Origin of the sequence: Marinicella marina (genome assembly GCF_030065545.1) — a bacterium.
Classification (GTDB): domain Bacteria; phylum Pseudomonadota; class Gammaproteobacteria; order Xanthomonadales; family Marinicellaceae; genus Marinicella; species Marinicella marina.
This window is the reverse complement of record NZ_JASJNC010000005.1, coordinates 83641-105540: the sequence shown is the minus strand read 5'-3', so window position 1 is coordinate 105540 and position 21900 is coordinate 83641. Positions and strand designations below refer to the sequence as shown.

Annotated in this window: 19 protein-coding genes; 9 read left to right on the top strand and 10 right to left on the bottom strand. The window is 42.8% G+C overall.

From position 1 onward, the window contains the following. Positions 1 to 4: 4 nt before the first annotated feature. The 4 genes from gspD to QNI24_RS09070 all read right to left on the bottom strand — a co-directional run bounded on the left by gspD (position 5) and on the right by QNI24_RS09070 (position 5513). Positions 5 to 1894, bottom strand: coding sequence for a type II secretion system secretin GspD (gene gspD / locus QNI24_RS09085; protein WP_267176382.1), 1890 nt, complete (start codon positions 1892 to 1894; stop codon positions 5 to 7). Then, positions 1894 to 2766 carry a type II secretion system protein N gene (locus QNI24_RS09080; RefSeq protein WP_267176381.1) on the bottom strand — a complete coding sequence of 291 codons (873 nt, stop codon included), beginning with the start codon at positions 2764 to 2766 and terminating at the stop codon, positions 1894 to 1896. Before QNI24_RS09080 ends, gspD begins: the two co-directional genes overlap by 1 nt. 9 nt (positions 2767 to 2775) lie before the next feature. After that, entirely contained in the window at positions 2776 to 4548 is a 1773-nt protein-coding gene (locus QNI24_RS09075; protein WP_267176380.1) for an acyl-CoA dehydrogenase C-terminal domain-containing protein, read from the bottom strand. A gap of 107 nt (positions 4549 to 4655) precedes the next feature. Beyond that, positions 4656 to 5513, bottom strand: a complete 858-nt coding sequence (locus QNI24_RS09070; protein ID WP_267176379.1) for an aldo/keto reductase — start codon at positions 5511 to 5513, stop codon at positions 4656 to 4658. 161 nt (positions 5514 to 5674) lie between these two features. Between QNI24_RS09070 and QNI24_RS09065 the strand changes: the two genes are divergently transcribed. Then, a complete protein-coding gene (locus QNI24_RS09065; RefSeq protein ID WP_283708641.1) occupies positions 5675 to 6286 on the top strand; it encodes an ECF-type sigma factor in 612 nt (203 codons plus the stop codon). Continuing rightward, positions 6276 to 9101 (top strand): serine/threonine-protein kinase, encoded by a 2826-nt coding sequence (locus QNI24_RS09060; RefSeq protein ID WP_267176377.1) that lies wholly within the window; start codon positions 6276 to 6278, stop codon positions 9099 to 9101. Before QNI24_RS09065 ends, QNI24_RS09060 begins: the two co-directional genes overlap by 11 nt. A gap of 33 nt (positions 9102 to 9134) precedes the next feature. On the opposite strand, the gene QNI24_RS09055 is transcribed toward QNI24_RS09060, so the two are convergent. Both QNI24_RS09055 and ssb read right to left on the bottom strand, forming a co-directional pair. Then, on the bottom strand, positions 9135 to 11090 hold the full coding sequence (locus QNI24_RS09055; RefSeq protein WP_267176376.1) for a hypothetical protein: 1956 nt from the start codon (positions 11088 to 11090) through the stop codon (positions 9135 to 9137). Between the two features lie 121 nt (positions 11091 to 11211). Next, positions 11212 to 11682, bottom strand: a complete 471-nt coding sequence (ssb, locus tag QNI24_RS09050; protein WP_267176375.1) for a single-stranded DNA-binding protein — start codon at positions 11680 to 11682, stop codon at positions 11212 to 11214. Positions 11683 to 11881: 199 nt separating this feature from the next. On the opposite strand from ssb, the gene QNI24_RS09045 reads away from it, so the two are divergent. After that, positions 11882 to 12406 (top strand): GspH/FimT family pseudopilin, encoded by a 525-nt coding sequence (locus QNI24_RS09045; protein WP_267176374.1) that lies wholly within the window; start codon positions 11882 to 11884, stop codon positions 12404 to 12406. A gap of 3 nt (positions 12407 to 12409) precedes the next feature. Here the strand turns inward: QNI24_RS09045 and QNI24_RS09040 are convergent, their stop codons facing one another. Beyond that, complete coding sequence (locus QNI24_RS09040; RefSeq protein WP_267176373.1) at positions 12410 to 12736, bottom strand: HesB/IscA family protein; 327 nt, start codon at positions 12734 to 12736, stop codon at positions 12410 to 12412. A 181-nt stretch (positions 12737 to 12917) separates the two neighbouring features. Between QNI24_RS09040 and rraA the strand changes: the two genes are divergently transcribed. Next, on the top strand, positions 12918 to 13400 hold the full coding sequence (gene rraA, locus QNI24_RS09035; protein ID WP_267176372.1) for a ribonuclease E activity regulator RraA: 483 nt from the start codon (positions 12918 to 12920) through the stop codon (positions 13398 to 13400). 201 nt (positions 13401 to 13601) lie between these two features. Here rraA and QNI24_RS09030 read toward each other — a convergent pair whose 3' ends face one another. Continuing rightward, complete coding sequence (locus tag QNI24_RS09030) at positions 13602 to 13997, bottom strand: phasin family protein (RefSeq protein WP_267176371.1); 396 nt, start codon at positions 13995 to 13997, stop codon at positions 13602 to 13604. Between the two features lie 119 nt (positions 13998 to 14116). On the opposite strand from QNI24_RS09030, the gene QNI24_RS09025 reads away from it, so the two are divergent. Genes QNI24_RS09025 through QNI24_RS09005 form a run of 5 tightly spaced genes read left to right on the top strand, consistent with a single transcriptional unit; the run spans position 14117 to position 19481 of the window. Further along, the gene (locus QNI24_RS09025) at positions 14117 to 14881 is read left to right on the top strand and encodes a hypothetical protein (protein WP_267176370.1); all 765 of its coding nucleotides are present in this window, start codon (positions 14117 to 14119) and stop codon (positions 14879 to 14881) included. Positions 14882 to 14934: 53 nt separating this feature from the next. Beyond that, positions 14935 to 16656, top strand: a complete 1722-nt coding sequence (locus QNI24_RS09020) for a DUF885 family protein (protein ID WP_267176369.1) — start codon at positions 14935 to 14937, stop codon at positions 16654 to 16656. Between the two features lie 3 nt (positions 16657 to 16659). After that, positions 16660 to 17703 carry an aldo/keto reductase gene (locus QNI24_RS09015; protein ID WP_267176368.1) on the top strand — a complete coding sequence of 348 codons (1044 nt, stop codon included), beginning with the start codon at positions 16660 to 16662 and terminating at the stop codon, positions 17701 to 17703. A 4-nt stretch (positions 17704 to 17707) separates the two neighbouring features. After that, entirely contained in the window at positions 17708 to 19114 is a 1407-nt protein-coding gene (locus tag QNI24_RS09010) for a Na+/H+ antiporter NhaC family protein (protein ID WP_267176367.1), read from the top strand. Then, on the top strand, positions 19104 to 19481 hold the full coding sequence (locus QNI24_RS09005) for a TIGR04076 family protein (protein WP_267176366.1): 378 nt from the start codon (positions 19104 to 19106) through the stop codon (positions 19479 to 19481). The genes QNI24_RS09010 and QNI24_RS09005 overlap by 11 nt, the downstream gene beginning before the upstream one ends. 38 nt (positions 19482 to 19519) lie before the next feature. Here QNI24_RS09005 and lpxC read toward each other — a convergent pair whose 3' ends face one another. Then, positions 19520 to 20431, bottom strand: a complete 912-nt coding sequence (lpxC, locus tag QNI24_RS09000) for a UDP-3-O-acyl-N-acetylglucosamine deacetylase (RefSeq protein WP_267176365.1) — start codon at positions 20429 to 20431, stop codon at positions 19520 to 19522. 253 nt (positions 20432 to 20684) lie between these two features. Continuing rightward, entirely contained in the window at positions 20685 to 21878 is a 1194-nt protein-coding gene (gene ftsZ / locus QNI24_RS08995; RefSeq protein ID WP_267176364.1) for a cell division protein FtsZ, read from the bottom strand. Positions 21879 to 21900: the final 22 nt, after the last annotated feature.

Here is a 21900-nt window from a genome sequence, read left to right as displayed (position 1 = left end):
AGTCTTATTGCTTGCCTGAGTCTTGAGTAGCTTCTTCCATCTCTGGCAGTACTGGTTTTTCACGGCGAAATTTTTCTGGCGACACCTCTTCTAACTGTTGTCTGCGTATTTCATTGTAACGTTCTGTACTGATGGTGGTTTGTTGGGCATCGCTGTGCATAATCTTAGGATGAATAAAGATCATCAAGTTGCGCTTGGTGCGGGTTCTTTTTTTCGTCCTGAATAGGTTCTTGATCAACGGGATATCACCCAAGACAGGTACCTTGCGGATGGTTTCCTGAACCGAATCATCAATCAAGCCACCCAACACCAAGATGTTATTATCAGGTATCATGACCGAGGTCGATAAGGTCCTTTTGTTGGTGATTAAATCGACCGCGTTGACCGCTGTGGCATCGATGCTGGATATTTCTTGAGCAATATCAACCACAATCTGACCACCTTCATTGATGTGGGGCGTTACTGTCAATGACAAACCCACATCCTCACGTTGAATGGTAGTAAAAGGATTGGGCGTGCCTTGTTGATCCGAACTACCTGTGTTGGAAAATTGTCCAGTAACGAAAGGTACTTCTTGGCCAACAGACAGCGAGGCTTCTTGATGATTCAACGTGACCACCGAAGGCGTTGATAAAATATTGTTATTGCCGTTGGTCGCAATGGCTTTCAGTAAACCACCGAATTTGAAAATCTGTTCACCGTTGTTGCCAGTGCCGAAATTCAAATAGCCTAAATTCAGACCACCTGAGAGTAAGCTGCCAAACACATCCAATGGATCATCAGCACCTATATTGGGTAGGTTAGAGCCGGTAAAAGAACCACCAACAATGCCATCATCAGAATCACCAGCAATCGGCGCAAACCAATCGACACCGAGTTCTTTTGAATTATCCACGGTCACTTCTGCGATGATGGCCTCAATCAACACTTGCTGACGTCGGATATCCAGCATCTCAACAGCTTGTTGGATGTTGCGGTAGATGGCTGGTGGGGCATTGATGACCAAAGAATTGGTTTCTTTGTGGGCTTGAATACTGACATCATTGTCGGTATTTTCACCTTGGCCGCGTTTGGCCAATTGCTCCAATATTGGTACCAAATTTTCCGCTGAGGCATATTTAAGGTACACCACCTGTGCTTGGGTGTTGGTATCCAGTGGCACATCCAAGCGACTGATGATACTCATGATTTTTGTTTTCAATGATGGGTTGGCGTTGACGATCACTGCGTTGGTGCGGGTATCGGGAACGATTTTGGATTGTGGACCCAAGGCGTTGGTAGAATCCAATAACTGCGACAAGGTATCGGCCACATCTTGGGCATTGGCATGCTGTAATGGAATCAGCTCAATCGAAGAATCAGATTTGCGATCAATGTTAGCAATCAACTGTTCCATTTTTTCAACATTACCTGCTTTATCAGACACGATCAATAAATTAGAGTCTTTATTGCTGATCAGTTTGGCTTTGTTGTTCATGGACTTAAGCATGTTCATCACCTCATCAACCGGAATGTGCTTGATGCGGAAAATTTTCGTCATTAATTGATCAGGATGGTCACTGGTCAGGCCAGAGAGTGGATTGCTTTTATCAATGGGAATGATTTTAATGGTATCACCGATGGTTTCTGTGGTGAAGCCATTGACGCTGAGGATAGATAAGAACAAATCATAAATTTTGTCTTCTGATACCGGCTGGCCTGAAATCACCGTAATCTTGCCTGAAACTTCGGGATCAATAACAAAGTTTTTACCAGTGATGTCACTGATGGTTTCAACCAATAATCTGATTTCTGTGTCTTGTAAATTCAAAGTGTGCATGTGATCGTTAGCAGCTGCAGGGTTTACCATCAGCACGGTAATCATCAAGACAAAAAATAATCGGATTTTCTTCATTATTGGAACTCAGACAAGTTAAGGTTTAAATTCATTCTACGCCCATTGCGCATCACTGTCACGCTGACATCAGCACTGCTTTGTAATTGTTTTTGGATGGTCAGCACATTTTGGTACGAGATATCTACACCATTGACCGCTACGATTTGATCATTGGCTCGCAAGCCTTGCTTCATTAACTCACCACCGCTTGAAAGTTGAGAAACGCGCAATCCAGCCACTTTGCCCTTGGCATCTTGGACCACTTGAATGTTGCTAGCAATTTGCGCAATTTTATTGGGGTCATATTTTTTTTGATTCAAAACATCTTGCCAGTCTGAACCCGATTTGATGTGGTTGGCTATGCGCTGTGAGGATTGGTTATTGACTTGGGCTTTCTCATTGGCTGTTGTTGAGTTGGCTGTTGGTGTTCGGGTGCTTAAATCATGGCCTTTACTCAAGGACAACTTTTCTCTTTTACCATTGCGAGAAAGCAGCAGGTAATCTTCATGAATGGCAGCCAGTTCAGCCATGCCAAATACATCATCACCCACCGCGAATTTCTTTTCATCACCTTGAACATTTTTGATGTAAGCACGTCCTTGGCTGGGATTGTTGCTGGCAAAAATGCCAGTAATAATTAATTTAAGCGAAGATTCGCCTTGCATCAAATCCAAGGGTATTTCTGTGACTGTCGATGAACCGAAAATATTGTAGCTGGATATCGGTGGTAAGTTCGACCGATTAATCAGTGGAGTGGGTGGTGCCGTGACTGCTTGGATGGCATCTGTTTTGTGCTTAGGGAACAGAATAAACTGTCCCCATAAGAGCAACAACAGCCCCAGCAGCACCCATGTGATGATTGTTTTTAAATGTTTTTTATATTTTTCCAATCGTTTGCATTAAAACTCTGATTCTTCAAAATCCATCAAAGGATCAGCGCCGGTAAATATAGTGGCTTTTAGACTGTGACATCTTGGCAATATTTTGGCGAAATAAAATTTCGCGGTTTTTTGCTTTCCACTATAGAATTCCGCACCCAACTGACCTTTGTTGTGCTCAGCTGAATTATGCAATTGCGCCCAAAAATATGCAAGGATTACATAGCCTGAGAGCATCAAATAGTCGACCGAAGCAGCGCCCACTTCGTTGGGATTTTTCTGCGCTTCCTGCACGATGAACTGAGTCACTTCTTGCCACATGTCTAAATAGTTTTGTAACTCATCATTCAAAGGTGTGTCGTTGTTGTTGATGAAGTCTTGAATGATGTCAGCCATTTCACCAATTTGACCGTGTTGCATCATCAGCATTTTACGGCCGGTTAAATCCAAAGCCTGGATACCTGTGGTGCCTTCGTAAAGGGTAAAAATCTTGGCATCACGGTGCCATTGTTCTTGGCCGTGTTCACGGATGTAACCATGACCACCAAAAATCTGCACGCCATTATCAGTTGCTTCCAAAGCCACCTCAGTTAAGAAGGCTTTTAAGATGGGCGTCAAAAATGCCAACAGCTTATCGGCTCTTTTGACTTCGTTTTCATCTTTTGAATGTTTGATGATTTCAATTTGTTGTCCTACAAAATAAGCCATGGCTCGGTTGCCTTCAGCAAAAGCTTTTTGCGTCAAAAGCATGCGGCGCACATCTGGATGAACAATAATTGGATCAGCGGGCTTGTTGGGTAATTTAGGACCTGTAGCTGCTCGCATCTGTAAACGCTCCTTGGCATACATCAAAGCACTTTCGTAAGAAGCCTGTGTTGCTGAAAGACCTTGAATACCGGTATTCAAGCGAGCACCGTTCATCATGGTGAACATGATTTTCAAGCCGTCATTGCCTTCACCAATCAGATAACCTTTGGCACCATCAAAATTCATCACACAAGTGGCTGAGCCATTCAAACCCATCTTGTGTTCAATGCTGGCAGCACCCAAGGTGTTTCTTTCGCCAACTTGGTTGTTTTCATTCAATAAAAATTTAGGCACCAAGAACAGCGATATGCCTTTGGTTCCTTTCGGCGCATCCGGTAATCGAGCCAGCACCAAATGAATGATATTTTCAGTCAAGTCATGCTCACCAGAAGTGATAAAAATTTTAGTTCCTGTAACGGCATAAGAGCCATCATCATTGGGTTTGGCAGAAGTATTAACCAAGCCCAAATCAGTACCACAATGTGGTTCAGTCAAACACATGGTGCCAGCCCACTCGCCGGTGGTCAAACCATGTAAAAACTTGTCTTTTAATTCGGTTGATGCAAAATGTTGAATCAACTCCCTGGCACCATGGGTTAAGCCCGGGTAGTTAGACCACCCTGGACAATAGAAAGTATTCAATTCCCCCAGGATGAGCTGTAACCAATAACTCAAGCCTTGGCCACCGTACTCAACATCACCATCGAGCGATGCCCAGCCTGATTCTTTGAATTCTTTGTATAATTCTTTGAAGCCATCTGGGGTGGTGACTGTGTTGCCTTCATGACGACAACCTTGTTCGTCGGCTTGTCGGTTCAAAGGGCCTGCATGTTCATGCAAGAACTTAGAAGCTTCCTCAACAATGGTCATGAAAGTTTCGGCATCAATGTCATCATGAACGCCTAGTTTTTTATAATGAGAGGTCAGGTCAAGAACCTCATCAGCGACGAATTGTATGTCTTTAATTGGAGCGGGTAGATTTGCCATAATTCAAACGTTTGTTTTAAAAGACAAGCATTTTACCATTCAGCGTGTAGAAATGAAATAAACAAAAGCAACAAAAATAAGGCTATTTTCATCACCTATAAAAGCCATTAAATTTGCTCAAAATAAGCCACCATTTTCACCCTCATTGATGCATCAGGCAAAGCGCCTTTCAACGCCATCATATTATCTTTCATGTGATTAAGCTGACTGGTAGCTGGTATCGCACAAGTAACGGCCGGGTGCGAAATAATGAATTTAAGAAAAAACTGGGCCCATGTTTTGCATTCAATTTCACTGGCCCATGATGGCAATGAATGCCCCCTTACACGAGCGAACAAGCCACCACCTTGAAATGGCCTGTTAATCACTGCTTTGACCCCTTTTTCCGCCGCCAATGGTAATAAATACTGTTCTGCTTCTCGATCCATTATGTTGTAAGTAAACTGCACATAATCCAAAGGCTCATGCTGCATGATTTTTATCAACTCAGCGTGCCGTCTACCATGAGAGGTGGTGACACCATAATTTTTGATGCGGCCTGCGGCTTGCCAATCCCTAAGAGTGGGTAAATGAGTTTGCCAGTCCAAAAGATTGTGTACATACATCAAATCCATTTGACCTTGTCCCCAAAGCGCAATCGATTGTTCCATCTGTTCAACACCCAGTTGTTTCCCAGGAGTCCAGACTTTGGTGGCAGCAAATAACGCTTCATATTGGCTTTTAGATAACACCTTACCCAATAGCGCTTGAGCAAAACCATACATCGGGGATGAGTCAATCATGCAGCCTCCAGCAGTAAAAAATGCATTGAGTATTGCCTTGAAATGATTCAAATCAGCAGTGGCAGGATCATGATCAAAGGTAATCCAGGTTCCCATGCCAATTTTTGGAAGTTCATCAATTGTTTTGGCATCGACTGAAGTCAGGGTGCCATTGGCCGCCAGCAACCAAGGTAACTGGCTCATAATTAGGTTAAATTGCCTGCGTTTCAGCATATTGTGACTCCAAAGCCCATGTTCTTACTATAGACCATGAGCAGACGCAGAGGTTCTAGAATTAACAAAGGCATGTCAACAAGACATTCGTGTGTCGTTTCACATTTTTATTCATTCAGACAGCACCATGCATGCAACAACTGGGCTTAATATTTAACTTCAGTTACAATCAATGTATGCAAACGGGTCAAATAACAATCTTATTACAACAACTAAAGCCTGATGATAAAGCTCAGATTAATCAAGTTTATGAGTTGCTATACAACGACATCAAAGCCATTGCCAATCACCAACTGTCACAACTACACAACAACCAAACCATCAGTGCCACCGTCTTGGCACATGAATGCTACATCAAGCTGGTGCAAGCAGAATCGATTCAACACCAAGACCGCAGACACTTACTGAATTATCTGGCCAAAGCCATGCGCCGATTCATGATTGATCAAATCAGAGCCAAAAACCGGCAAAAAAGACAAGGCCAATTAAATTATGATCAGCTGTCTCAACTCATAGGGATGCCGAATATTGAGACTGACTTGCTTGAAATTGATCGTTTGATTGATACGCTGGCTGAAATCAAGCCCCATTTGGCTGAGTTGTTCCAACAAAAAGTTTTGTTCAATTTTACTTTCAAGGAATTGGCTGAAATTTTTGATTTGTCAGAGCGACAAATCATTCGCCAATGGACCCAAGTCAAAGCCTTGATGCTCACGCTGATAGAAAAAAACCATGAAACTTGAAAAACTAAAACAAGCCAATCAAATCTATGAAGCACTGGCAGACATGACCATTGATGAAGCCATGTCACAACTGAACACCTACGATGATTTGGATCATGAAGTACTCAATCTGGTCAAAAGCCTGATTACCAACAGCGAACAGTCCAGCGAGTTTTTTGATCAGAAGGTGGCGCAGCATTTCAATCAATCCATGAACAACCAATGGCGTGCCGGCATGCAGCTTGGTGGTTATGAATTGGTCCAACAAATTGGAACGGGCGGCATGTCGTTGGTTTTTAAGGCCAAACGGACTGACAGCGAAAGTCAAAAGCCAGTGGCCATAAAAATTTTTAACATCGCCAATCAATCACCACTTATCTTAGCTAAATTCAAAGCAGAACAAGACATTTTGGCTGACCTTTCGCATCCACACATCGTTGACTTTCACCACGGCCAAAGCACCCCAGAGGGAGCTGCGTTTTTGGTCATGGAACTGCTTGATGAGGGTTTGAGTATTGATGAATATGTGAGCAAAAACAAACTCAAAGCCAAAGCCGTCATCAAACTGGTCATACAGGCAGCCCAAGCATTGCAACATGCCCATAATCATTTGATTATTCATCGAGACATCAAACCCTCGAACCTGATGGTTAATCCGAATGGACACGTCAAATTGCTGGATTTTGGCATCGCTAAATTGATTGCGCCCGAAACTGATAAAAGCAACCAAGCCAAGGACACCCTTCTGGCGCTGACACCCTCTTTCGCAGCACCCGAACAAATCAATTCTGAACGGGTCGATGTGACTTCTGACATCTATTCGCTGGCGGCTGTGGCGGTGCAGTTATTGACAGCCAGCCTACCGTTTCCGCGCAATCGCATGCTTAAATCATGTTCCGAGGATGAATCTCATGTCAGGCATTTACTGCAACAGCATTTGACCGACCAAGATTTAATCAATGTCCTCACAAAAGCATTGAAAACTGCACCAGAATCACGCTACCGCAGCATGAATGCCTTTGAAGAAGACTTGAATGATTGGCTGGCACAAAAACCAGTCACTGCCACACCAGATACGTGGTGGTATCGTTTGCGCCGCTTTGCCGAACGACGAACGGCATTGTTCACCACATCTTTGGCCTTGAGTTTGACACTGCTTGTTGCAGTAATTGCACTGAGTGTCCAAAACAAAGCCATCAAACTTGAAGCGAAAAAAGCCCAGGCAGTGAAACAATTCATGCTCAATTCCTTCAGCATCACCGACCCCAATACAGCTCAAGGCATTGATATTTCTGGTCAAGAGTTATTACGCATTGCCGCCAGCAAAATCAATCAAGATGATGACATGGACGATCAAATTAAATTTGAATTGTATGAGTCACTGGCCATTGCCCATGGTAAGTTGGGGTTCTACCCCGAGGCAGTGGCTTTGATTGAACAGGCTTTGTCTCTCAAACCCAATGAACCATCGGCCACAGTCAGATTGGCTGAATTTCTTTTCCATGCCGGTGAAATTGAACAAGTCAACGAACTGATAAATCGTACCAACATCAGTGGTTTTGGTGTCATTCTTCAGGCCGAATTTTTACGCATTAAAATCAATCTATTATCGCAAGCAGGCAAACACCAAGAGGCTTTTGCGCTGTATGACCATCTGCAGGAAATGAATGACACCTCAGAACATTATTTAAAAAATCGAACCCTATTGGCAGAAATGTATTACCTCAAAGGGGAAGCGGAAGAATCAATTAAAATCATTGAAGCATTGAAACAATCACATCCACTGCCTGATACCAATGTTTTTAATTTGGGCCTAAACAGTGATTTGGTCCAGTACCTAGACATCGCTGGTCGCTACGCTGATGCCAAAAACCTCACTGCACAAAACATCGAAACTTATAAAAAGATCTTAGGCGACACGCATCCGTATGTGGGACTGGGCTACAACGCCTTATCGGTATTTCAACGTCTTGATGGTGAATTGAAAGAAGCATTGGCAAGTGCAAAAATAAGTGAATCCATATACCGTGAACGCTATGGTGACAGCAGTGAGGGCTTGGCCCAAGCATTGAGCAACCAAGGCGTGGTTCACCATTATCTGGGAGCGGCTGAACCAGCAATCAATCAACTCAGCGCAGCGGCTGAAATGTTAACTGAAATATTTTCACCGCTGCATCCAGAGGCGATGGATGCCAAAGCCAATCTGGCAGTGATTCTCAATGCCAACAATCGGCCACATGAAGCACTGCCTGTTCTGGAGGAAATTTATGCATATGAAAAACAACAATACGGCCTCACCAGCCGCACCACATTGTATACAAAAATGGCCTTGGCTCTGACTTACGGTCAATCAGGTATGTATGAAAAAGCGGTGTCTCATGCGCTCGAAAATTTCAGCTTGATGCAACAACACTTTGCTGAAAATGCAGACTTAGTCAACCATTCAGAAAGTATTTTGGGCCGTGTGTATTTTATGGCCAATGATCATCAAAAGGCACTGATACATAACCTCAATCACATCAACAACTGGACCGAAGGTAACAAAAACAACCATGCCAGATCACTTTACTTGATTGGTAAAAGCCATTTTGCTTTGCAAGATTATGAGGCCGCTAAACAATTTTTAGAACAATGGACCCAATACCTGTCATCAATCTACAGCGCAACTGATGAACTCTACTTAAATGCCGAACTTGAACGTGCAACTTTACTGATTGAAATGCAAGAGATATCAGCAGCAAAAGCATTGATTACAAAAGTCAGCGACACCCTCAAGGTGCATGGCCTCAACTACGATAAAACTCAAAATAGACTGAAAGAGCTCAATGGCAATTGATCAATGCACCTTGACATAAAATTAAGTTGTTATTCACTCAAAGTTGTCACTAAAGATTAAATCATCTGGCTGAAATTCAGCGAATACCGTGGTACTTTCGGTGACACTGATCAAGCATTCATTGCTGCCATTGACTAAAGGACAACTGCGCCAGCCAATGAATTCGCTGTTGCCTGTGGCTGTGGCGCTCAGCGTTACCAAGGTGCCATTGAAAACCACTTCAGTACAATCTGAACCACAAGAAATCCCTAACGGGTCACTGATGACAAAACCCTCACCTGAGCCCTCTTTTTGTACCGTCAACAAAAATTCATCATCGCCTATGTTGTCATAAACTTCATCAAAGCCTGCATCATATAAACCGCCTGACTCACCGGGATCGCCTTGGGGGTTGGTGGCCTCATTGACTGGGGAAACTTGATATTCGATGTCACGATCGATGCTCCATGCAAAAGTGTCTTGTTGGCACATATCCACCCCATCTGAGCTGGCCAATTGTCTGGCATCACCGCCTGGCACATTATTGAACATGGCTGTGCCGATGGTGAATGAACCCACTGGCCAGTCATTGCTGTTGTCAATCAAGTTACATTTACCAGAAATATTTGGCGAGGTGGTTGGGGCATTCATGCCACCCTGAGTATCTTGAAATATGGAGTTTTCAAAACGCAGATTGCCTAAACTTGAAAACCACACAAATGAATCTTCAATCCCGCCAGACTCACCATTGGTGTAGTTATCAACAGCAGTAATATGTGAAAGTTCAGAGTTGGAAAAGTTTTCAATCAAAAAATGGGCTTCATTATTTATCATGTTACTGTGACTCATTTGTAACACGCCTCCTTGAATCACAGTGACCAGTCCGTTGAAATCAAATGTGTTAAAAAAATACTGATTGCGATCAAACAGTGTTCGTTGGATTCTTACTTTAGAATTTTCAATGTGCACCACATTGTTTGTAAACGTGTTATTTTCAAATTCTGAACAACTGATTAGGTTTGGGCATGTATTCGCCCTGTCCATTAAGACTTGCTCGGTAACAGTTCCCCCATCAATAGCAAAAAGACCAGCACCGTCTCGCTCTGTAACATTGCCTGCTATGTAGGTATTAATTAATGTGGCCCTGCCTGTGCCACGAACATAAATCCCACCACCATCAAGAACAGCCCTGTGATCGGTGATTAACACCCGCTCCATGCCACCGCCGGCAAATAATTCACCACCGTCATTGATCATGATGCCACCGCCAAATTGAGCACTGTAGGTAAAGCCACCAAATCGGTCACCTTTGATTTCAGCACCAGCTTCTAAAATCACTGAACAACCACTTTCAACATGAATGTTACCACCCTCTACGGCTTGGTTATTAGCCACAGAACCAGCCACGTTAACCACTGAATTATTCTCAAAACACCAAATTCCGCCGCCTTTGGGAATGTCATCAAGATCGCCATTACTTGAAATCGAACTGAATTCATCAACCGAGACATAACCACCACCTAGAACTCGAATGCCCGCGACATTGGTTGATACATCACTGGATTCCAGGAAAACTGATGAGCCCTCTCGAACTACCAAACCGCGGTTTTGTGAACCTGTTAATTGTAAATTGCGTAAAGTCACAACAGACTGGCCAATGAGATCAAAAACCGCTCCAACACTGCCACCGATACTGGTGATTCCGCTGCTGCTAACTGAGTTACAATTGGCGAACCCCCCTACAATGGTCAATTCACCGCGGTTGGCTGGGTTAAAATCAGTCAGCACATTATCGCCGTCGGCACCACCGATGTAGTTGACTGTATTGGTCAACCTGATTTCATCGTTTTGAGAACCGTTAACAGCCGCCTCTAATAAAGCCAAAGCCAAATTATCGTAGTGATTAGAGGCATTACATTGTGCGCCCACACCCACATACAAGGTGGCAGCCTGCGTCCAACTGGCCAAAAACAAGCCCACAATCAACGTTACGACTTTTAAATTTTTCATGGTATTTTCTCCGTTCTGATGTATCTAATTACGTTGAACGAAAAAAATTCATGACACCAAAACCAAAAAAACCTCAAATTAATTGAGGCTTTTTTAATAATGTACAAATACTGAATTAAAATCAGAAGGGAATTTCATCATCAAAATCATCAAAATTAGGTTGTTGATTTTGGTTTTGCTGTGGCTTGTTGTTGTTATTCGGTCTGGGTGCTGATGGCATGCCGCCACCGCCGAAACCGCCTTGACTCGAATCACCGGCACGACCACCGAGCATTTGCATTTCGTTGGCCAGCACTTCAGTGGTGTAGCGGTCTTGACCGTTTTGATCCTGCCATTTGTTGGTTCGCAGTTTACCTTCGATGTAAACCTGGCTGCCTTTTTTCAGGTACTCGCCAGCAATTTCAGCCAAACGGCTGAAAAACACCACTCGGTGCCATTCCGTTTTTTCTTGTTTGTTACCTTCCTTGTCTTTCCAACTTTCAGTGGTTGCTATTGATATGGTGGTGACCGCCGCGCCTGCGGGGGTGTATCGCACCTCTGGGTCATTGCCCAGGTTACCGACTAAAATGACTTTATTTATACCTCTTGCCATGTTTTTTACCTGATTGTTATTATGAAGTTTGATTATAGGGCGCACCGTCAGCCTTATCAACCGAGATGGTTGATTTTAGCTGAGGAGAAGCTCGCATGTTGTGCGAAAAAATAGACAAAAATTTAAGAACTTCACTGAAGTTTACTCGGCGCCAGTTGACCATAATGTCAAAGGTCCGTTCATATAAAAGGAATTACTGATGTTTCAACAACACAACAAAGGTTTTACATTCATTGAATTAATCATCACATTAAGTATCCTCTCGATCTTAAGTGCTTATGCAGTTCCCAATTACCTTAACTTCAAACAAGCGCAATCCATGACCAGCGAAATCAACCGACTGGCAGCAACTATCAGCTTTGCCCGCAACCAAAGCATCATCCTTAATCAGCATGTCATCTTATGTGCCACAAACAGTTTCAATGAATGTGATGGTGACAGCCAATGGCATCTTGGATGGATGGTTTTCATTGATAAGAACCGCAACAGAAGGTTTGATCATGGTGATCAGATGTTACTGAATGAAAACAACATGACTGCAGGCTTAGAGGCCAAATCCTCGATCTATCGACAGCACATCCGCTTTAATCAGGTGGGTTTTGCGGCAGGAACCAATTTAACCATCAGATTTTGTGACAACCGTGGGTCAGACTATGGCAAAGCCATCATCATCAACAATGCTGGCAGGCCCAGAATCAGCCAAGCCATATCAAGCTGTGGTTAATGGTCAATTGGTGGTGAAACTTTCACCGCAGCCGCAAGAGCCCGTGGCATTGGGGTTTTTATAGACGAAAATTTGATTGATGCCTTGTTTTTCATAATCAATCACCGTACCTTCGACTTTATCAAGCGCACTTTGTGGCACGATCAGGGTGACACCTTTGTCTTCCATGGTGATTTCATCACCTTTGACTTGATGCGCCAATTCCACGTCATAACCCCAACCAGAACAGCCCATTTTCTTAACTGATACACGAAAACCAACGGCATCATCATCAAGCGTTAAAAAATGCAGGATCCTGTCAGCTGCTTGTTGGGTCAGTTGTAAAGACATGAAATACTCAGTATGTTAATCAAGGTTATTATGGCGTGGTTTTATTTTTTTTCAAGGGAGAATTGGCCTCTCCTGTGACCCAAGTGATGGGTGCACCAATGGCACTGAGACATGATTTTTACTTTTTACCACCTGTACCTGATAATTATGGCGAGGTACAATGATGGTTTTGTGAACCAACATGTCAAACTTCTCAACCCCTGATCTTTGCGACGACCACCCCAATGAAGTTAAGGTTTTAGATCCTATTTTTACCAATTATGGTGGACGCACTGCTTTTTGTGGCGAAGTCATCACCATCAAATGCCATGAAGACAATTCCTTGGTCAAACAATTGGCCGCAGAACCCGGCAAGCAACGCGTTATGGTGGTTGATGGCGGCGGCTCTTTACGCCGTGCATTGCTGGGCGATATGATAGCTGAAAACGCCATGAAAAATGGTTGGTCTGGTCTACTGATTTATGGTTGTATTCGAGATTGTGATGAAATAGCCGCTTTGGACCTAGGCGTCAAGGCCGTGAATACCATTCCAGTCAAAACTGAGAAGCGTGGGTTCGGCGATTTAAATCTAGCAGTGACTTTTGCCGGCCAAACCATCGAATCTGGCAACTGGCTTTACAGCGACAACAATGGCGTGATTGTCTCAAAGCAAGCACTGTTCTGATTCAATTCATCTAAAATAACGAACCTTTACTGCTGTTAAGTGGGCTCTGCACTCAGCTAGCAAACCAGTTCTGGATGGGTGGGTGAATGGTAATTTTCAATGGCAGGGTTTAGTTATATATGATGCACAAACAAAAACAGCAACCTTCCTTGGCTGCTGCTGGGGGACGAGGTTCAAAACTCGCGATTGATTAAGCGCTAATTAGGCAGCTTTTTTATCAATCTTTTTGATTTCTTTGATCAACGTGTCTACGCGTTTGCTCAGACCATTCAAGTCATCAGAAGTAGGAATGTCCAACTTGTTCAGTGCAACTTCAACTTTAGATTCGAAAACGTTTTCGATTTTGTTGAATTGCTTAGAAGCCAACTCACGGTACTTGTTGATTCTGCTTTCAGCTTTGTTAGTGATTTGGTCAACTGATTTTTTTGACTTCTTCTCTAATGTTTTACCTTCTTTAACTAAAGTGTCGTAAAACTTGTTGGTTTTCTTGGCTGTTTGGTCATAAACTTTAGTGGCTTCTTTCTGTGCGATTGAAACAACACCCAATCCGGCCAATACTGCATTTTTTGCTGATTCTTTAATTTGTTTTGTATTCATGGTTACACCTCATGTAAGTTGTGTTTTATTGATGATGTGGGTATAGTAATAATCAGTTGTAGAGTAAACACACTAAAGCCACAATTTATTTAAAAAAAATCAAAAACAAGCTAAAAAACATGAAAACAACTGACTGGGAAAAAACCGATTCACAATTCATTAGAACCTTAAGTGATGATGACCTCACTGAAGTTTGGCCACAATTACATGCAGCTGACTTAGCAGACCTACCCAGCGAGGATGTTCGCGCTGCATGGCTACTGTTTCATAATGGCCATTATGCTGCAGCTGCTGAAGCGGGTTTGACTTTAGGTGCAGAGGGCATACCTGTGGTCCAACGTGCGGTGGTCGCATACACTGATTACATTTGTGAAGACGAAGATGTTTGTACGGCTTTACTTGAAGAAGCTTATTTATTGGGCGAGGATGTTGATGAGGGTGATAGCAACGCCCAATTCACCACAGCACTGGCCATGGGTCGTTACTCCCAATCTATTTCTGTTACCAAGGCCTTGGCCAAAGGATTAGGCAGTAAAGTTAAAAACTTACTGACAAAAGTATTAGATGACCAACCCAATCATGCAGAAGCACATTTAGCACTGGCCATGTACCATGCTGAAATCATCGACAAAGTGGGTGCGACATTGGGTGGTTTGACTTATGGCGCCAATGCCAAAACCGCACAAAAACACATCAAACAATCGCTGGAGCTGGTCCCTAATGCCATAAACTTGATAGAAGCTGGCAATGCCATATTATTGCTCAAAGGTGATAAAGGCATGAATGATGCCACAGCTTATTATGAACGAGCCGCTGAAATTGAACCTTTGGATGCCTTACAAGCCATGGATGTAGATTTTGCCCAGTCTCAGTTGGAAGATTGAAGTCGATAGGTTTATTTTGTCCACGCGCTAAGACAATAGAAATCGCACCTAAAATGAAACCCTCAAAAAAAATACTTTTTGCACTGCTTTTTTTCCTCAGCACCACAACGTGGTCACATGGCCTTGATGAAACATACATCAATGAATGGAAAAAGTTCTACCCATCAAAATCACTGTCAAAAGGCATTCATGCCTCCATTTTTCAATTTGAAGATTTTTCCAGCCAAAACATTGAAAAGTGGCTTGGATTCAATCAACAATTTTTATCAGCGCTTTCAAAATCAGATGCCGATATCAATGCCATTGATGCCCGTTTGTTGCGTATTCAAGTTCTGTCAGAAATAGACCAGTGGAAAAAATTGTCATTGCAACAAAGCTCACTGCAGTTATACACAACACGTATTGCTGGTGCCATTGATCCAGTATTAAAAGCAGATTATTTACTTATTCCTGAAAAATTCGATTTGGTATGTCAACGCCTGCAGCAAGTAACCAAGTTGAGTCAAGCGGCACAAAACAACCTCAATAGGGTTGCCGAGGATGATTTAACCACAGGCATTACAAACCTCAGTGCGACTTTGGCGTTTTACCAAAATGATTTACAGCAAACACTCAAAAGCGAATTTTCAAATTTTAATTGCCAAGGCTTCAACTTAAAATTACAAAACGCAATCAAGAGTCTGGACGAACTTCATACATTGGCAACAGGAAAACTCAGCACAAATGCCTTAAAACCGAAGAAAATCATTGGTTACGATGAGTATGCCAGAAGATTGAAATTATACACAGACAGCGAATTGACTCCAGAAGAACTGGCTAAAATGGCACTGGAAGAAATTGAAATAGTCAGAGGGTTGATTGGCGAAGTTGCAAAAACGTATTTAAAAGCGACCTATCCGAATGAACCCATTCCTGATAATTACAATGCGCTGACAGCAAAAGCACTCGGTGACATGGAAAAGGATGCGCCTTTAAACGCTGAGGATTATCTTCAGTTTTGGCATCAACTCTCCAAAGCAGCAGTTGACTTCATTGAAAAAAATGAAATAGCGACGTTACCAAAGAACAACACATTACGCATCATAACAGCTCCTGAAAGTGCTGGCCCAGCTGCCAGAATTGGTTGGGTAGCGAGTGCGCCACCTTTTGACCCGAATCCAATCACCACATTGAATTTACCTTCTATTCCAGAAACACTGCCAAAACAAGAACAAATTGACTTCTGGGCATCATTCAATAAACCTTTCAATCGCATGATTGTGATACATGAGTTATTTCCTGGTCACTACATGCAGTTAAAAATAAGTCGGGAAACGGCTCACCCCACCCGTTTACTGTTTCCCTACGGCACTTATATAGAGGGCTGGGCGACATTCACAGAAAAAGTACTGCTTGATGCTGGCTGGGAAAAAGAGAATCACTTGACCTATTTAGCGCATTTGCGTAAACGTCTTGAGAATGCAAATAGGGCATACACCTCAATGCAAGTACATTGCAATGGATGGAGCCAAGAGCAAGTCATGGAGTTTTCAACGGAAACATCATTACTTGCCCCTCAGTTTGCCAAGAGTCTCTGGGGAAGAATCATGAATTCACCGATGCAACTGACATCCTACTTTCTCGGAGGCAGCCAATTCAGAAAATTATGGCATGCTGAGCAAAAGCGACTGGGAAATAAATTCGAGCTAAAACTTTTCATGGACACGATCATGAAAGCAGGACCCATTCCAATCGACGAGTTTTACGAAATCTTTGCTTTAACTGCACCCAATTAACCCATGCAACGCATCGAAATAAGACCAGGCTACTCCATTTCAAAAGTCATTAAAGGTGGTTGGCACCTCGCAGGTGGCCATGGGCAAATTGACGAAAAAAAGGCGCTAGAAGATATGCGCGAATTCGTCAAGGCTGGAATCACAACTTTTGATTGTGCAGATATTTATACTGGTGTGGAGGAACTCATTGGCAAGTTCAGACAAAAGTATCGAGATGAATTTCGAGCAGGCGATTTGCCGCCTATTCAAATTCACACGAAATATGTGCCTGATTATTCTGCATTGGCCACTTTAAAGAAAAAAGACACCGAAAAGATCATTGATCGATCACTTAAACGACTCAAGGTTGAACAATTGGATCTGGTTCAGTTTGCGTGGTGGGATTATCAATTTCCAGGATACATAGATACAGCCCTACACTTATCTGAATTGCAGAAAAAAGGAAAAATAAAATACATTGGTATCACCAATTTTGACACACAAAGAATTCAAGAATTGATTGATGCTGGTGTTGAAATCACCACCAACCAAGTGCAGTACTCCCTAATGGACAGGCGCGTGGAAAATGACATGACTGCTTTGGCGCAAAAACACAACATACCGTATTTATGTTATGGCGCTGTTGCTGGGGGGTTTCTCAGTGACCGTTATTTAGGTGCATCAGACCCAACACAACCTCATGAAAACCGTTCGTTGACAAAATACAGATTGATCATTGATGAATTTGGCGGTTACGATTTATTTCAAGAGCTACTGAAGACAGTGAAAACCATTGCCAATAAATACCATGTTGGCATTGCCGAGGTTGCCAGTAAATATGTGCTGCAAAAACCAATGGTGGCATCAGTCATTGTCGGCGCTCGAAACACCAATCACCTGAACAGTCTAAAAAACCTAGATGGTTTCTCTTTGGATGATGACGATCTGAAAGCAATTGCTGAGATAACCAAGCAAAGTAAAGGACCGCACGGGCCTTTTTATGAACTGGAGCGTGACAAAACAGGTAAGCATGGCGCTATCATGAAATACAACTTAAACGAGTCATAAACACTTGAATATAGACCTGCAAGAAGACAAAACCATATCGCTCAAGTTCTACGGCGGAATATTTGGCGCACTGATTCCTTTCATTATTTTTATTATTGGCGTTGTTATTATCGCATTATCAGGTGCACCAGATGAAAAAGGGTTTTGGCCTGTGCTGATATTAGCTATGAGTTTAGGACTCATCCTGGCCAAAGACCGAACTGCTTTTTCAGAGGTTGTTATTGCAGGCATGTCACAAAAAATAGTCATGATTATGATTATGGCCTGGATGCTGGCTTCCATTATTGGAATTCTTATGACGCTGACTGGTTTTGTTGAAGCACTTATTTGGATTTCCAACCAACTCAATCTCAATGGAGTTGGTTTTGTGGTCGCTACATTTATTATTTGTTGTATCGTATCCTTATCAACGGGTTCAAGCTTTGCGACCATATTAATTTGTAGCCCATTACTCTATCCTACCGGCGGCGTTCTAGGTGCTCATTTACCCTCGCTTGCTGGCGCAATTATTGGGGGCGCAGCCTTTGGTGATTTCATAGCCCCCATTTCAGATACAACCATTGCCAGTGCGCTCAGTCAAAAAGCAAAAATTGGAGCAACCGTAAAAAGCAGAATCAAATACGTACTACCTGCAGCAGTTCTGGCATTGGTTGGCTATACAATAACTTCAACATTACTGAACGCTGAATCGAGCACAAATGAAATGATGTTATCGGGTAAACCTGCAGGTTTAATCATGTTAACAGTGCCTGCATTCATTATATTCCTGTTTTTAAATGGTAAGCATTTGTTACACGGATTACTGTTTGGATTAATATTCGGCACACTGGTCGGACTGGCCTCTGGACTTTTGAGCTTGCAACAAGTCATTTCATTAGACCTCGAAAATTTTGTCGCCAAGAGCTTTGTTATAGATGGTATCAATCGTGCTGTTGGCTTAAGTGTGTTCACCATGCTACTCATGGGACTTGTAGCTACCTTACAGGCCAGTGGCATTATGAATAACTTGGTCGATTTTGCGGCTTTACATGCCAAGACAAAGAAACAAGCCGAAAGTTGGATTGCCGGAGTAATGAGTACAGCTGTACTTTTAACCACACACAGTATTGTTGCTATTTTGATGGTGACCGATTTTTCAAATAAAACTGGAGAAAAATTGGGCGTTGCTAAAATAAGACGAGCCAATTTACTGAGCTTGATGGCTTGTACATTTCCCTTTATATTACCTTATTTTATTCCCGTCATTTTAATGGCAAACATGACTGCTTCTGGCAAAGAGTTCGGTATACCTCAAGTGGGCCCACTGGAAGTTGGCCTGTATAACTTTATGTCATGGGGCTTATTAATTATGGCATCAATAACGCTTTTTTTCGGCTTTGGAAAAAGCCCAAGCAAAACCAATGACAAATAAAACCACTGAAGATAAAAAAATATTGCGTGAAGATCAATTTGAATTATTCGACCTCGAGGTTGTGGTAGAACAAATCAACGGTAATTGCACTTGTGACATGACTGTAGGAGATACATTTTATTTGCAAGGAGGTAAAATTTCTTTACCTAATAACAGCAATTTTTGTCTCTATGCATTGCAATCCACTGTCCCATTACTGCCAGTTAAACAAAGAAAAAATGATCCAGCTGATTGGATAGAAACCGATTCTCATGTCACTTGTCCGGACCCTGAATGTGGCCTTATCATGAAAATCAAGCGAAACAAAGCACGTGTTTTAAATCATGATGATGTCAGCCCAATCCAATGGAACAAGGACTCGGACTGAAAATTCGGTTAAAAGGGCTTTATAAAAAAGGTCTGGTTTTAAGCAAACAACCCAGCTGGTAGCATAGATTCTGCTTTGTCTTTGGCTGATTCAAAGCTGACCACTTCATAAGCCGACTCATCAGCCAGTAGGGCGCGAGCCAATTCATTATTAAGATAATGACCTGATTTATGGCCGTGGTAGGCACCGATGATGGGATGACCTAATTGGTAGATGTCACCAATGGCATCAAGTAGTTTATGGCGAACGAATTCGGCTTCATAACGCAAACCATCATTATTCAACACGCGGTAATCATCCAGCACTATGGCATTATCCATACTACCGCCCAGGCCCAGATTATTATTACGTAACATTTCAATGTCACGCATGAATCCAAATGTTCGGGCGCGTGAAATCTCTTTGATGAAAGATTGGCTGTTTAAATCGATATCAACGTGATTACAATGCTCTTCAAAAGCGGGATGATCAAATTCTATATCAAATGAAAATTTACAACCAGAATATGGCGATAAGGAAGCTTCCTTATCATCTACAGTGAATTTGATTTCTTTTTTGATTTTGATGAACTTTCGTGCTGCGTTTTGTTGCTGGATACCAGCAGACTGAATCAAAAACACAAACGGCCCAGCAGAACCATCCATCACTGGTACCTCAGAGGCACTCAAATCAACAAAACAGTTATCAATATTCATTCCTGCCAGTGCTGCCATCAAATGCTCTACAGTGCCAATTTTGATGCCATTTTTCACCAAAGTGGTGGACATGCTGGTCTCACCGACATTCTCAGCCTTGGCTTGAATTGCCACAGGCCGTTTGTAATCGACACGACGAAAGACAATGCCTGTATCAACAGGTGCTGGATTAAGTGTGATGAAAACTTTTTGACCGGAATGTATTCCTACTCCGGTGGCTCGAACGGTATTTTTTAACGTTTGTTGTGCAATCATAGGCGAATCTTACTGATTGATATAACTAAATTTTGTGAATTGTATCACACTGTTTTAGACATGGAACGGCTTTTGTGGTTTTTTTACAACGACTGTGACTAAATTACCACACCCTGTGACATTATCAGCAAGGCGAAAAAAAGTGCCGGCCACTGGAGGTGGCGTGGCCGGCGAGGCTGACGTCTTTCTTAACAACCTCAATTGGGTGAATTGGGTTGCTTTTGTTATTATTGATGCGACTGAATCAGTTCATTTAATCCAGTTGGTTCCTGAGAAAAGTAGGGATATCCAAGTAATCATCATTCTCAACTGTACTTTTACCATCACGCAGTTGATCAATAACGGCTTGTCCGTTGCTGGATGCACTGTTACTGCCACGATTGCTTGTTTCTGCCTCACCTTCCTCTCGGGTTGCTCGAATGGGCTGTTCCACCCTGTTGTTGGTTGCATTGCGAACAATCTCAACTGATTTAAACTGTTTCTGTTTGACCGTTTTATTTAAACCAGTAGCAACCACTGTCACCCTGACTTCGTCTTTCATATCCATATCAATAGAAGTTCCAACCACAACCGTGGCCTCATCCGATGCATATTCCTTAATTAAATCACCAATTTCTTCATATTCACCGATGGTCATGTCCATACCTGCAGTGATATTCACCAGCACGCCATTGGCACCGTGCATATCAATGTCCTCTAATAATGGTGAGTTCATCGCCAGTTCCGTAGCTGCAGCAGCGCGGTCATCTCCTTTGCCAGCACCTGAACCCATCATGGCCATACCCATTTCAGACATCACTGTTTTAACATCAGCAAAATCCACGTTAACCAATCCAGGACAAGTAATCAGTTCTGCAATCCCTTGAACCGCACCCTGAAGTACATCATTGGCTGCTTTGAAGGCATTTAACAAAGTCACATCACGACCAAAGTGGGTCAACAATTTCGCATTAGGAATGGTAATCAACGAATCCACATGCTGTTCTAAATCTTGGATGCCCTTGTTGGCCACATCCATTCTTCTTTTGCCTTCAAAAGGAAAGGGTTTAGTGACCACAGCCACCGTTAAGATACCCATCTCTTTGGCAATCGCAGCAATCACCGGTGCCGCACCAGTTCCTGTGCCACCGCCCATGCCAGCTGTGATAAAGACCATATCGGTATCTGCCAAACATTCTTTCAAACGCTCGGTGTCCTCTAAAGCTGCTTGGCGCCCCACTTCTGGATTGGCACCTGCACCTAAACCTTTGGTCACATTTTGACCAATTCTGACCACATTTTTACAATTGGTTTTTTCTAAAGCTTGCATGTCGGTGTTGGCACAAATAAATTCCACACCTTCAATATCAGCGTCAACCATCTGCTGTACAGTATTGCCACCGCCACCGCCGACACCAATAACCTTGATGATCGCACCTGTGTTTTCTGTTTCCATTAATTCAAACATTTTCTATACCTCCGATTATTAA

What these genes read in the sequence shown, in the direction of transcription:
- gspD (WP_267176382.1), bottom strand. Translation starts at nt 1,894, where the DNA reads ATGAAGAAAATCCGATTATTTTTTGTCTTGATGATTACCGTGCTGATG.
- QNI24_RS09075 (WP_267176380.1), bottom strand. Translation starts at nt 4,548, where the DNA reads ATGGCAAATCTACCCGCTCCAATTAAAGACATACAATTCGTCGCTGAT.
- QNI24_RS09070 (WP_267176379.1), bottom strand. Translation starts at nt 5,513, where the DNA reads ATGAGCCAGTTACCTTGGTTGCTGGCGGCCAATGGCACCCTGACTTCA.
- QNI24_RS09065 (WP_283708641.1), top strand. Translation starts at nt 5,675, where the DNA reads ATGCAACAACTGGGCTTAATATTTAACTTCAGTTACAATCAATGTATG.
- QNI24_RS09060 (WP_267176377.1), top strand. Translation starts at nt 6,276, where the DNA reads ATGAAACTTGAAAAACTAAAACAAGCCAATCAAATCTATGAAGCACTG.
- QNI24_RS09055 (WP_267176376.1), bottom strand. Translation starts at nt 11,090, where the DNA reads ATGAAAAATTTAAAAGTCGTAACGTTGATTGTGGGCTTGTTTTTGGCC.
- ssb (WP_267176375.1), bottom strand. Translation starts at nt 11,682, where the DNA reads ATGGCAAGAGGTATAAATAAAGTCATTTTAGTCGGTAACCTGGGCAAT.
- QNI24_RS09045 (WP_267176374.1), top strand. Translation starts at nt 11,882, where the DNA reads ATGTTTCAACAACACAACAAAGGTTTTACATTCATTGAATTAATCATC.
- QNI24_RS09040 (WP_267176373.1), bottom strand. Translation starts at nt 12,736, where the DNA reads ATGTCTTTACAACTGACCCAACAAGCAGCTGACAGGATCCTGCATTTT.
- rraA (WP_267176372.1), top strand. Translation starts at nt 12,918, where the DNA reads ATGTCAAACTTCTCAACCCCTGATCTTTGCGACGACCACCCCAATGAA.
- QNI24_RS09030 (WP_267176371.1), bottom strand. Translation starts at nt 13,997, where the DNA reads ATGAATACAAAACAAATTAAAGAATCAGCAAAAAATGCAGTATTGGCC.
- QNI24_RS09025 (WP_267176370.1), top strand. Translation starts at nt 14,117, where the DNA reads ATGAAAACAACTGACTGGGAAAAAACCGATTCACAATTCATTAGAACC.
- QNI24_RS09020 (WP_267176369.1), top strand. Translation starts at nt 14,935, where the DNA reads ATGAAACCCTCAAAAAAAATACTTTTTGCACTGCTTTTTTTCCTCAGC.
- QNI24_RS09015 (WP_267176368.1), top strand. Translation starts at nt 16,660, where the DNA reads ATGCAACGCATCGAAATAAGACCAGGCTACTCCATTTCAAAAGTCATT.
- QNI24_RS09005 (WP_267176366.1), top strand. Translation starts at nt 19,104, where the DNA reads ATGACAAATAAAACCACTGAAGATAAAAAAATATTGCGTGAAGATCAA.
- lpxC (WP_267176365.1), bottom strand. Translation starts at nt 20,431, where the DNA reads ATGATTGCACAACAAACGTTAAAAAATACCGTTCGAGCCACCGGAGTA.
- ftsZ (WP_267176364.1), bottom strand. Translation starts at nt 21,878, where the DNA reads ATGTTTGAATTAATGGAAACAGAAAACACAGGTGCGATCATCAAGGTT.